The organism is Okeania hirsuta (genome assembly GCF_003838195.1).
In the GTDB taxonomy this organism is placed as follows: Bacteria; Cyanobacteriota; Cyanobacteriia; order Cyanobacteriales; family Microcoleaceae; genus Okeania; species Okeania hirsuta.
In genome coordinates, this window is sequence record NZ_RCBY01000200.1 from 1 (window position 1) to 12,785 (window position 12,785).

Below are 12,785 nucleotides of genomic sequence, written 5' to 3' on the forward strand. Positions count from 1 at the left end.
CCCACCCTGTGGAGGAGTGGGGAAACCAGCACCCCCTTACCAACCCCCTTATGGTTGTTTTGCATAATCTTTATCGGCCCGAGACATTTTAATGGCATGATAAAGCAATGTTCTTGGTGCTGACCAGTTAGGAACATCTGTTTTGATCTTGGGCAACAGGTCTTCCAACTTAGCATTCTTGTAGTCAAATTCTTTGTATTTTTCTATAGCTTCTTCAGGAGCGCCAACCATTCGTTGATGATTTATTAACCAATTCATCTCTGCCTCTGGCACATCCCCATCAGCTCCAGCAATAGCGAGCAACGCATACCCATAATTAAGATATGCTTCAAAAGGAGCGGAAGAAATACCCATAGTTCTTTTCAGGTATTCCGAACCTCCTATCATTTGCTCTTCATTTGTTGCCATAATTTGTTTCCTTATTTCTATTTGTTCAAGTTGAGTTTACTGTACTGACAATTTTTGAGCGTCACCGTCAGTACAGGAAAGACATTGCCGTTAGCTATTGAGTTTGGCTTACTCCTGGTAATTATATAGCGCCATAGTAGAAAATTATTTCTATAGCAATGTGCGCTGGCATATTTACAAATTGCAGGAATTGTCCAATAGCTAAAAGTCTTATATTATTCCAACGCAGATGCTGCGCAAACAGATTTTTATTCCCCCTATTGCCTGTTGCCTGTTGCCTGTTGCCTGCGCGCAGCGCTGTCTTTGCCTAACTCAAAACTTTTAACAACACTTCTGCCATTTCTTTACATCCGACTTGTTTCATTCCTTCGGACATAATATCCCCAGTCCGATAACCCAAATCTAATACTTGCAACACCGCTTCTTCAATTTTATCTGCTGCGGCAGGTTGCTCTAGAGCATAACGTAACATCATTGCCACACTCAGGACTTGTGCCAGAGGGTTTGCCTTATCTTGACCCGCAATATCTGGAGCAGAACCATGAACTGGTTCAAATACTCCCGGTCCAGAAGCACCCAGACTCGCCGAAGGTAACATTCCTATACTGCCTGTTAACATGGCAGCAGCATCAGAGAGAATATCGCCAAATAAATTTCCTGTGACAATCGTATCAAATTGTTTTGGCCAACGAACAAGTTGCATGGCAGCATTATCTACATATAGATGAGATAACTCTACATCTGGAAATTCTGAGGACATTTGAGTAATGCGATCGCGCCAAAACTGAGACACTTCTAGCACATTCGCTTTATCTACCGAACACAACTTACCGCCACGTTTTTGAGCTGTCTCAAATCCCACTTTAGCAATACGGTCAATTTCTGACTCAGTATAGGCCATCGTATTAACACCGCGTTTTTCTCCTGTTTCTGTCTCAAACAGACCTTTGGGCATGCCAAAATATACTCCACCTGTTAATTCTCGTACCACCATGATATCCACTCCTTCCACAACTTCTCGTTTGAGGGTAGAAGCATCTATTAGTTGGGGCAAAATTTTAGCTGGCCGTAAATTAGCAAATAATCCTAATCCGGACCGTAGTCCTAATAATCCAGTTTCTGGTCGTTGATGGCGTGGTAAATTATCCCACTTGTAACCGCCGATCGCTGCTAAGAGTACGGCATCACTATTACGACATTTTTCGAGGGTTTCTTTCGGTAGGGGTTCCCCTGTAGCATCGATGGCAACTCCACCGATAGGAGCTTCTTGAAATTCAAAGTTAAGGTTAAATTGGTTGCCAATAACTTTTAGGACATCTACCGCCACTGTCATAATTTCAGGGCCAATGCCGTCACCAGGGAGTAGAGTAATGCGGTAGTTCATAATGTTCTATGTTTTAATTTTCTACGAGTTAATTTGTGATTGAGCTAAATATTAACTATATATAGCAATCCTAAATAGGTCGTGACAAATCAAAAAGTAAATAAAAAAACTGAAACTCTTACCTGTTCCCAGTTAAGTGTTCCCTAAAAAGCAGTAAGATTTTTGACACGAATAAAATAGGATTGCTATAGCAATTTTTATTAGGGATAAAATAGAAATATTTGGTTTTTAAGGAACAGAAAATTAGAAAAATAAGTCTTCTTTAAGAAAGGTTGATAAATGCTGGATTACAATTTGAGTAGAAATTCCCATATTTCTATAAAATATAGCAATCCTAAATAGGTCGTGACAAATCAAAAAGTAAATAAAAAAACTGAAACTCTTACCTGTTCCCAGTTAAGTTTTCCCTGTTTCCTAAAAAGCAGTAAGATTTTTGACACGAATAAAATAGGATTGCTATAGTTTTTTATAGCGTTTCCCAAGGTCGTGAGGTACAGTTATCTTTTTGTCTTTTTATTCCCTGTTCCCTGTTCCCAGATCCGGTGTTCCCTCAAGCCTAAAATTTTGTACCTCACGCTTTTTGGGAATTGCTATATCAAGATTATATGATATTATTTTTCTGGCAGATCTAGTGATTAATTTTTATTAATTTTGTTTCCATTCCTAGTAAGATTATTTTAAAATTATTATATATATTTTGGCTGTAATAATTTTTTACTATCTAGTGTTTGTGTTTTCAAATGATTCGTAAAGTTCTAGGGTCTTGAAAGACTTGCTAAATATGGATATTGAGTTTACATCTTAAATAAAGATGCTATATATGAAATCTAAGTTCAGTTGAAGACTACAAATTTTATTTTCAGTTATTAATCTCACTAAAATTAGACAGAGTATAACATAAAATATCCAGTCAAATTTAATTAATTTAAAATGAATAAACCATTATTTCTGCTGAATAAATTGATGATAATTCTGGCACTGCCTATTATTTTAGTTAGCCTGGTTGGTTTTAATAATAAAACTCAGGCTCAAACTGAAGAAAAGCGTGCTGCTTGTGTCTTAGTTGATTTTGATGGTCGAATTAGGGCTTCAGGACCTTGCGACGTTAAAATAACTAAAAGTAATACTGGTGTAGAATTTGATATTGAATGGGATGGTTCTACAAAAACTCAGTTCTCTATGAGAAAATTTCCTACTGATGGAACTTATAGCGTAGAAATTAGCAATGGAGGAAGAGCTAGTATGAAAGTTGAGAAAGAAGGTTCAGTATTTATTTTGAGAAGTAGCAGTGGTTTTAGAGGCAGAGTAATATTTCCATAAAATAGCAATTAGACAAAATAAATTGATTAGGTATCAGCAAAATTTTTCTAGGCTTAAGTTTTTACTTATTTTATTATTTATCTACTAATCTTGAACTATTATCTTGTGATTAACAATGAATATTAAGTTACAATTTTCAACTATCATCTCTCTAATTTTTCTTTTTTTCTTGGGTGTAAAAATTTTCTCTCCTAATACATCCCATGCTGCATATAAATCACAAAGATCAAATCAAATTTTAACTGAACAAAATGATAAATTTTTATTAGCTGCTGCTGATAGTTGTGAAGTATCAATGCCAAGTTCTTCTACAAATGAACGTCTTGTTCTGAATGTCCGAGAAGTACCTAATGGTAATATTGTTGGTACAGTTGATGATGGAGATACAGTAGAGTTAGAAACTACAGGTGGTATCGAAGGCTTATTTTGGGTAAAGATTATTGAGCCAGTTCCAGGATATGTTTGGACAGAATATCTGACAAATTGTAATTGAAGAAGTCAGCGGGAGCTGTTTGCGCAGCATTCCGCAGGAAAGGCACTTATGCTGTTTGCGCAGCATGACAAACGGAAAGGGAAAATTGCTGATCAAAATAATTGGGTTTAAAACCCCGCCTTTTAAGGCGAAATGTTTTTGGAGACTTGCTCAAATCCCCGTTACAAAAGTAACTTCTGTACGTCACCTCCGTTGATGGTGAGGTATTAAACCCGCAAAAGAAGAGATAATTTTTTTGATCATAATTTGCCATAACCATAAATATATTAATAAATATCTGATTCAGCCAAGATCAACTTCTGGTTAAGCTGAGTTATTTTTATGGCTGAAATTTTTCCATTAACTAAGCTCCAACTAACCGTTGATTCATGTGATGACTACGTTGAAGTGCTTCATCAAGTAAGGAAACAAGTAAGGAAATTTTTAATCCTGGTAAAACAAGAGATTCTTGAATTTGTTTACTACCTCTATCTACTACAGAAAATGCAATAATTTTCACATTTTGTACATCAACGATCCAATATTCTCCCACTCCCATATTTTCATATAAAATACGTTTTTCTCCTTGATCATCAGAAAGTGAACTATTAGCAACTTCTATTACTAAGTCTGGTGGTGGATATTTTTCTAAGTCAATAATAGAGGTTTCAGGAGGAACGATATCGGTATTTTCCCCAAATAATAAGAGGCATCTGGTTGAGCATCTTTTAATCCTACTTTTCTATAAGTGGAATTATCTATACCGTTAAAATCAATGCCTTTTAAAATTGAAAATATATTCACTACTAGCATTATTAATGCGTGGTCTCTACCGTGTTTATTACTAAGTGGACTCATTTCAATTCTATATTTTTGATTGTGATAGTAACACTTTGCTTTTTCGTTATCTAGATTTTCAATTACTTGTAAATATTTTGACCAAGTTGCAGTTACCCAAGTATCAGTTAAAATTTTTGTTTGTAAGTTACTCATTATTTATCTGCTTATTTCAACAAATTTATTTGTAAGCTGAGTTATGTTTATAGCAATTCTGAGTTGCATAAATGCGGTATGATTTTAATAGTTTTGTGGAGTGGGCATCTTGCCCGTTCCTGATCAGGACTTACGCAAAGAAACTATATATAGTAGATAAAAACTATAGCACTATTACATATATAGCGTTTTTGTCGGAAAAGTGTGTAAATCCTAAATGTGGTATGATTTTAATAGTTTTGTGGAATGGGCATCTTGCCCGTTCCTGATCAGGACTTACGCAAAGACACTACATATAGTAGATAAAAACTATAGCACTATGACATATATAGCGTTTTTGTCGGAAAAGTGTGTAAGTCCTGTATATGTTTGAAATTGTTCCATTAAGCAAGTGCCATCTAAACATTAATTAATGCTTCTACTAAGTTCCAATGCTTGATTTAGTGGAGAAATTCTTAATTCTAGTAAAACTATAGTGTTTCTCAAGTTAATGAATTTTATGCCTCACTCAGACATGGAATTACTACAGAGATTTTCTCAATTTTTCCATTGATTTTCTATTCCCTATTCCCTACTCTCTACTTCCTACTCCTCAAATTCAACTTCTTCGTAAATATCCTGTAAAGATATTCCAGATTCAACAGAACTTAAATACAAAATATCTTCTGGATTACTAAATTCTGATAATAACCATTTTCCTTCTTCAGTCTTGCTAAATTGTTCTACATGATTCCTATATTGGTCAATCAAAATATATTCTTGAAAACTACTCATACTTCGATAATACTCAAATTTTTTTCCTCGGTCATAGCTTTCTGTAGAATTTGATAATATTTCTGCAATTATCAGAGGATTAGTAATAGTGTCTCGTCTATTTTCAGCATAGACTAAAGGAATAGCAACAACCATTACATCTGGATAAGTATAAAGTCTAGATTCAGGTATCCATAAACGTAAATCAGTCATAAATACTCGGTATGGTTTACCTTTTAGTGCATACTTCAGTGCAGCATAAAAGTTACCAGAAATTAAATTGTGATTTGGCGTACATCCAACCATTTTAATTATTTCCCCCTGACGATATTCACTCCTAAATTCTGCTGCTTCTTCCAGTTCTAAATACTCTTCGGTAGAGTAATATTTTTGCTCAGTTGCCTGCATTATTTTCTCCTTTTTTGTTTTTATATTTTGACTGAATTATACCAAATTCAAAAAAGATAGTTACAGGATAATGACGGTCATTTCAGTTATCAGTTATCAGTTATCAGTTAACAGTATCTCTGCAATAAGGAGGCTTGAAATACGGAATTCTCTTTTTTTTATCCCCTTATACCAATTACCAAAAGTAATACTATACTTAGATAACACTTCAGTTATTAAGTAATTAAACTATCCTAATAAATTTTTTGCTAATTTGAGTCAATTTAATATTAATTATTATTATTTTTATTTCTCCCCCACTCCCCCTCCTGCGAGGGGTTAGGGGTAAGTCCCCTACTATGCGAAAATGTAGAAAAGTTGTTGATAAATGGTATTAAAAGGGAAGGCTTTAGACCACAATTTTTCGGTAAAAGAGTCAAATCCTACCTTTCAAAGCGGAGTTGAAATAGGGTTTGCTGAAAAAAGCAGAGCCTGGGGAGGGTGGGGAGTGTCGGAAGTGTGGGGAGAAAGAGAAAGTAGGAAGAATAATTCTATATGTCAGTGCTTTTAGATTTAATGAGAAAACCCTAAATATATGCTGTTTAAATGGAAAGAAAAATCAATCCACCCTCAAATTAGATAAACAATTAGATAATTTAATAAACTACGTTAAATCAATTATGGAGTAGTCTTTCTTGAATGTAAAATCAAAGATTTATAGTTTACCAAGATAAAAGAGAATGTAAGCATTCAGCTATTAGGATTCAGCAAACAGATGCATGAACATATAGGACTTACTAAGGTTAGCTTGTTACCTTTTTTTTCCCTGGGGAATGCTGCATAAACATAATTTTGAATACTCCTTCTAAGATAATAAGTTAATAACTGAAGTCCGCACTTCCGACTTTATGAGGCTAGCTGATAGCTGATAGCTGACTGCTGAATGTTTACAAGAGAATATTCCAGATTTCAAGCCTCCTTATTGCAGAGATACTGATAACTGATAACTGATAACTGATAACTGAAATGACTTCTATTCTAATAACTGCTTTAACTTTTGCTCATTCCAAAGTGACTGATATAATCCAGTTTGCTCTACTAATTCTGCATGATTTCCAATTTGTACAATTTTCCCTTTATCCATCACAAAAATTCTATTAGCAGTAGCAGCAGCAGACATTTGATGGGAGATAAAAATTACCGTTTTCTTTTGAGTTCCAGTTGATAAATTTTGCAAAATATGAGTTGCTGTCTGATTATCTACGCTGGAAAGTGCATCATCTAAAATTAATATTGGAGCGTCAACTAATAAAGCTCTTGCTAATGCCGTTCTTTGTCTTTGTCCTCCTGATAAAGTAATCCCTCTTTCTCCAACTATCGTTTCATATTGTTGGGGAAAATTGAGAATTTCTGCGTGAATTTGTGCTTGTTTAGCAGCAGTTTCTATTTCTATTTGTTCAGCTAATGGGTCGCCATAACGGATGTTATTTTTAATTGTTGTACTGAAGAGAAAACTTTCTTGGGGAACGTAAGCGATCGCCTGTCGTAAATCTGTTAATTTTAGTTGAGTTATGTCATAGCCATCTATAAATAGTTGGTCAATATTAATATCTAAAAGTCGAGGTAATGTATTGGCTAAAGTTGATTTTCCGGCACCAATAGATCCGACTATAGCTATAGTTTCTCCTGGTTGAATCAGAAAATTAATGTTGTCTAAAGCTGGTGTTTTACTACCCGGATAAGTATATGTTAATCCTTGGCTTTTTACCCAACCTTTTACTACTTTTGGAAAATCTAGAGGTGATTCATGGTCTTTAATTTTTGGTTCAACTGTGAGAATAGCTTCTATACGGTCAATACTTACTTCCCCTCTTTGATAAGCAGTAATGGTAAAACCTAGTAATGCGGTGGGAAAAACTAAACGCTCAACATAAAGAATTAAAGCTACAAAATTACCAACTGTTAATTCACCATTTTCTAGGTAGATCGATCCATTCATTAGCAATATTAATAAGCTTGAACTGGCTAAACTAACTAGAATAGGAAAAAGAATATTACGAGTTTTAGCCAACTCTAAGTTGGCCTCTAAAAGTCGCTGATTATAATCGCTAAAACCTTGTCTTTCATTTTCCTCTTGAGCATAAATTTTGATTAGAGAAATACCATTCATATCCTCTTGAATCAAATCGCTCATATTAGAAAGTTCTTCCTGCACAGCTAATTGTTGACTCTGCAATTTATTACTAAATATTTTCACCAGTATTAGCATGATAGGATAAACAGAAACTGCTAATAGAGTTAACCGCACATTAATAGAAAGCATAACTGGCATAGTTAAACCATAAGCAAAAATTGTATTGCTAATACTTAATACTGCAAAACCTAATAGTCTACGGATATTATCAACATCACTTGTGGCGCGGTTGATTAAATCTCCTATTGTATTATTACTAAAGTAGGATGGTTCTAATTTTAAGAGTCGATTAAAAATCTTTTGTTTGAGGTCAAATTCTACCTGTCTCCCTACTCCAAATATGAGTATGCGCGATACTATTCTAATTACCCACATAATGGAGGCAAAAATTATAATTGCTACTACATAGTATAAAAATTCATCAATTTTGGTTGCTACTTTTAAATCATCTATTGCTTGACTAATTAATTTGGGAATATAAATTCCTAAACTATTGACTATTAGTAGAGAAAAAATTCCTAATGATGACTTTTTCCAGTGGGGACGTAAGTAGGAGGCTAATTTTTGAAGTCGTAATTGAGAAGATTGAGGCATAGTAGTGATTTTAGATTTTAGATAATGTTATGATTGTAGATATAGTAGAAGGAAGAAGGCGTTTAGTTATCTATCAGAGGAGGAAAAATCAGGCTATGCCTGAGTTTTAAGCTTTTGATCTGTCCTAACCTTTCCTTCCACTGGTATAGTTTAAAGATACAAAAAAAATTCAATTAAAAATCAATGAAAAAAATGTTAGTTCTTGTTAAAAATGAGCTGTATCAATTGAAGAAGAAAAAAGGTAGATGGGGATACTAAAAAGTTGCAGTTCCGCGTTTACAAACTCCAACCAATTGGAGACACCGAGGGTGAATTGTGAGGTATTAAATCTATAAAGGAAAAGATAAATATATGACTCCTAAATAATTTTGTCTGAAATTAAACTCAAAATATTACTAAAATTATCTTAAATCTTAACCATAATATTTGCCACAATAGGAATAACAGATATGGGCAAGCAATTTTCTCTTTCATTTGATGTAAAAGACGATAACACTATCGAAACTGAATCTATTAAAGTCAAACTCGAATCTCCCAAAAAGAAACCGCCAACAGCACCTCCCGGACAAGATTTTGTGAGAATATTATTATTTATATTTTTAGGTGTTTGGTTGATTGTTACTTTTTTAGTGCCAGGTGGTAAAAAAAGCATAAATCAGCAGCCATCTACTCCTGCTTCTCCTGCTTCTACTGCTTCTCCTTCTAATTCACAGAACAATCCAACAACTACATCCTCTAGTAATTATGACCCATTATAAATAATATCTTTTGAAGAAGATTAAGGTAAATTCGCTACTGATTATTTAGTGAATTTTTTTAAATAAATTATCATCAAAATCATTATTAAACATAATAAAAATGCCCCTCTGCTATTCAAAATTTTTGAGGGGCATAAATTTAGATTTTGTATAGCGCTTCACACAGTTCCTGCAATTTGTAAATATACCAACACGCACTGCTATAAATTTTGTTTGAGCAACAACAATGCGTAAGCATTCAGTGGTCAGCTATTAGTGCTTCAGCAATTAATTTTGGGGAAGGTAAAAGCAACCTTTGAAATTGAGGAAAGAATAAAAAGTTACTGCCATGGGTTCCCTTGTCAAACCTGAGAAGTAATTATTTATTACTAATTGCTGTTTGCGTAGCATCCCGCAGGGAAGCGCTGACTGCTAATAGCTGTTTGGGCAGCATTCCGCAGGAAATGCTTACAACAATATAATTAGATGAAAATACTTCCTCAAAAACCAGGAGCTAACCAACCGCGTAAGAAATAGTAAAATAAAGCTAAATATTCTTCCCAAACTTCTGTAGTTAGTAAAAGTGCTTGGGCATTGGGTAGAAAATCTGCTAGTACAAAACGATAGGAAGAATCTTCATAAGGATTTACAGTATTAAAATCTGTTGGAGCTGGAATAACCCTCATCCCTATATCAGTAAAAGTTAAACTAGCACGACGAATATTAACAGCAGAAGTAACAAGAATAACTGTAGGGTCTAAACCTCTTCCATCCAAAATCTCCCTTGTTTCAATTGCACTTTCATAGACAGTCCTGCCATCTGGTTCTAAAATAATAGCCCGTCTTGGAACACCCAATTCAATTAAAATTTTCTTGATATCTACAGCTTCAACTGTACTATTATCATCTCCAATTCTCGGACCAGCACTTACTATAATATAGGGAGCTAAACCTTTCTTATATAGTTGAGATGCGTAAATAATTCGCTCTGCTGTTTTAGTAAGCTGAATTTGTATTCTGTCTGGTATTACAGGTTGAGTTGTTCCCTGACCTAATAATACAATTGCATCTGCTTTTTCGTCACAACAAGCTGATACAGAAACAAGTTCTATAGCATCTTCTTCTGCTTGTTGAGCTGCCCATACAGCAAATACTGGTGAGCTAGAAATTATCAGAACTATTAAAGCTGTAATAATCAGAGTTGGTGCTGGACTTTTTATCCCCCCATTCGATATGAGAGTAGTGGCATAGATCAAAAGTATAATCGAAAAACCAAGTGGTTTAAAAGCAAAAGCCAGAAACCTAAAAACAGCAGCTCCTACTGGACTATCTGGTGCATAAAATGCCAGTATTAACAGAATAATTGAAAATACTAACAACAACTTAGAAATCAAGTTTTTCTTATCACCACCAGAACTATCCCATAGTGACTTAATTATACAAATTAACAGTATTAAGAATACTATTCTTGTTAAAATTATCAGCATAATTTTTTGATTTTTGTCCTTAAAAAAATTAGATTGTTTGCTTAATTAGCTAACTTGATTCATGGAGGCTTTCTCATAACATAAAAAATAAGGCGTTGCTGAATTATTGTATAATTTTTAGTGTTCAGTAATCAGTAGTTAGTAGTCATTAGTTAGTAGTTAAAAGAGAAGCTCTATTTTTACTTACTATTAATACCTACTCACTCATCAGTTTCATACCTTACTTCAGCGAAGCCAAAAATAAAAATCAACTTATTTTATCGGTACTTAAGTTGAGCGTTAATTGCTTCCGTCACTGCTTGGATTACTTTAACACGAGCATAATGTTTATCATCACCCCCAATTAAAATCCAAGGTGCAGTTGGCGTACTTGTAAGCTGAATCATTTGATTAACAGCTACTTCATAAACTTCCCACTTTTCTCTATTGCGCCAATCTTCCTCTGTAAGCTTATACTGTTTAAATGGGTCATTTTGTCGTTCAGTAAATCGCCTTAATTGTTCCTCCTGACTAATATGTAACCAAAACTTGACCAAAACATAACCTGCGCTGGTCAATTGTCCCTCAAACTCATTAATTTCCTGATATGCACGTTGCCATTCTGACTCTGTAGCAAATCTTTCCACCCGCTCCACCAAAACTCGACCATACCAACTGCGGTCAAAAATACCAATATTTCCTGCTTCTGGCAACTGTTTCCAAAACCGCCAGAGATAATGATAGGCTTTTTCTGACTCTGTTGGTGCAGCAAAAGCATTAACTACATAGCTGCGGGGGTCTAAGTTATCCGTTAATCTTTTAATTGCCCCACCCTTACCCGCAGCATCCCAACCCTCAAATATTACCAGCACAGGGATTTGATGTTTGTAAATTTCCAATTGCAGTTTATTCAAAAGTTCTTGCTGCTGCCGTAGAGATTTTTTATACTTTTTTGGAGATAAGCTTTGGGTCAAATCTACTTCAGCCAAAAAATCTGTTTCCCTTGATTTGAGTTGTTCTTGAAGAGGATTTTTGAGTGGTACAGCCTGAATATGCAGTCCATCCAAAGCTTGACTCAAAGTTGAGGCCATTTCTGTCAGTACTTTGACTCTTGCCCAACGTTGACAATTTCCTTCTACCAATGTCCAGGGAGCAAATTCTGTGTTAGTATGAATCAGCATTTCTTCGGCAAAAGCAGTATATTGTTTATAATTTTTTGCTTGTTGCCAGTCTTCACTTCTGACACGCCAAGCTTTTAAAGAATCAGCCGCAGTTTTTTTTAAACGCTTCTTCAATTCTTTTTTGCTCAGATGTATCCAGAATTTAGCGATCGCCACCCCATTATCCACCATCTGACGTTCAAAAGCATTAATTTGTCCTAATCTGATAGGAATTTCTGGTTCTGAAGCTCTTTTAAATAATCGCTCTTCCAGGACATGAGTGTACCAGCTATGATAGAAAAATCCAATTTGTCCCGCTCTAGGAAGTCTTTGCCAAAACCTCCACATAAAAGGATATTGTCGTTCTTGTGCTGTAGCAGGCCAAATTGGATGAACCACAAACCCCCGTGGGTCCATATATCCTACTATTTGTTTAACTAGAGCACCTTTACCAGCAGCTGCCCAACCTTCTAAAACTATCAGCACAGGTAATTTTTTTTGCCAGCAAGCTCTCTGTAGCGATCGTAACTGTCGCATCAGTGCTTCTAGCTGTGTATTATAGGCATCTTTGTTGAGAAAAAGGCTTAGGTCTAGGGTTTCTAACATACATCTTAAAATTGTAGATAGTGGGGAATTTGTGTATATTTAAAATTCATTCATTTAGTTTTGACTTTTAAAATATATTGTGATGTGCAAATTTTATAAACAAAACTTATAACTTAGTTAAACAACACTATCCTTAACACCCCTTTACAAAACGAAATAAACTAGCTATATTATTAATAACGGAGCAGGAAACAAAAAAACACCTGCACCGCCGTACCTCGAAAATTTCATACATATATAACAGCAATCATACATTATGACAACTACCTTACAACAGCGTGAAAACGCCAACGTATGGGAAAAGTTCTGTA

The 12,785-nt window shown here is 34.8% G+C and carries 11 protein-coding genes; 3 read left to right on the forward strand and 8 right to left on the reverse strand.

Annotation, left to right across the window (positions count from 1 at the left end; translation table 11 throughout):
• Positions 1–48 precede the first annotated feature (48 nt).
• Together D5R40_RS24615 and leuB are read right to left on the reverse strand one after the other, a co-directional pair.
• The gene (locus tag D5R40_RS24615; RefSeq protein ID WP_124155355.1) at positions 49–408 is read right to left on the reverse strand and encodes a tellurite resistance TerB family protein; all 360 of its coding nucleotides are present in this window, start codon (positions 406–408) and stop codon (positions 49–51) included.
• A 307-nt stretch (positions 409–715) separates the two neighbouring features.
• Positions 716–1,792 (reverse strand): 3-isopropylmalate dehydrogenase, encoded by a 1,077-nt coding sequence (gene leuB / locus D5R40_RS24620; RefSeq protein ID WP_124146574.1) that lies wholly within the window; start codon positions 1,790–1,792, stop codon positions 716–718.
• A 930-nt stretch (positions 1,793–2,722) separates the two neighbouring features.
• Between leuB and D5R40_RS24625 the strand changes: the two genes are divergently transcribed.
• Both D5R40_RS24625 and D5R40_RS24630 read left to right on the forward strand, forming a co-directional pair.
• Positions 2,723–3,112, forward strand: a complete 390-nt coding sequence (locus D5R40_RS24625) for a hypothetical protein (protein WP_124146573.1) — start codon at positions 2,723–2,725, stop codon at positions 3,110–3,112.
• A 115-nt stretch (positions 3,113–3,227) separates the two neighbouring features.
• Positions 3,228–3,605: an SH3 domain-containing protein gene (locus D5R40_RS24630; protein WP_124146572.1), complete on the forward strand. Its 378-nt coding sequence runs from the start codon at positions 3,228–3,230 to the stop codon at positions 3,603–3,605.
• A gap of 343 nt (positions 3,606–3,948) precedes the next feature.
• Here D5R40_RS24630 and D5R40_RS42160 read toward each other — a convergent pair whose 3' ends face one another.
• From D5R40_RS42160 to D5R40_RS24645, 4 genes are all read right to left on the reverse strand, one after another.
• Positions 3,949–4,317: a Uma2 family endonuclease gene (locus D5R40_RS42160; RefSeq protein ID WP_339379443.1), complete on the reverse strand. Its 369-nt coding sequence runs from the start codon at positions 4,315–4,317 to the stop codon at positions 3,949–3,951.
• On the reverse strand, positions 4,233–4,577 hold the full coding sequence (locus D5R40_RS42165) for a PDDEXK family nuclease (protein ID WP_338043233.1): 345 nt from the start codon (positions 4,575–4,577) through the stop codon (positions 4,233–4,235). Before D5R40_RS42165 ends, D5R40_RS42160 begins: the two co-directional genes overlap by 85 nt.
• A gap of 585 nt (positions 4,578–5,162) precedes the next feature.
• Positions 5,163–5,738, reverse strand: a complete 576-nt coding sequence (locus D5R40_RS24640; RefSeq protein ID WP_124146571.1) for a Uma2 family endonuclease — start codon at positions 5,736–5,738, stop codon at positions 5,163–5,165.
• Positions 5,739–6,750: 1,012 nt separating this feature from the next.
• Entirely contained in the window at positions 6,751–8,505 is a 1,755-nt protein-coding gene (locus tag D5R40_RS24645; RefSeq protein ID WP_124155356.1) for an ABC transporter ATP-binding protein, read from the reverse strand.
• Between the two features lie 449 nt (positions 8,506–8,954).
• Here D5R40_RS24645 and D5R40_RS24650 point away from each other — a divergent pair, with 449 nt between their 5' ends.
• Positions 8,955–9,263, forward strand: a complete 309-nt coding sequence (locus D5R40_RS24650; RefSeq protein ID WP_124146569.1) for a hypothetical protein — start codon at positions 8,955–8,957, stop codon at positions 9,261–9,263.
• 479 nt (positions 9,264–9,742) lie between these two features.
• Here the strand turns inward: D5R40_RS24650 and D5R40_RS24655 are convergent, their stop codons facing one another.
• Positions 9,743–10,729 carry a YdcF family protein gene (locus tag D5R40_RS24655; RefSeq protein WP_124155357.1) on the reverse strand — a complete coding sequence of 329 codons (987 nt, stop codon included), beginning with the start codon at positions 10,727–10,729 and terminating at the stop codon, positions 9,743–9,745.
• 257 nt (positions 10,730–10,986) lie between these two features.
• On the reverse strand, positions 10,987–12,474 hold the full coding sequence (pap, locus tag D5R40_RS24660) for a polyphosphate:AMP phosphotransferase (RefSeq protein ID WP_124155358.1): 1,488 nt from the start codon (positions 12,472–12,474) through the stop codon (positions 10,987–10,989).
• Positions 12,475–12,785 lie beyond the last annotated feature (311 nt).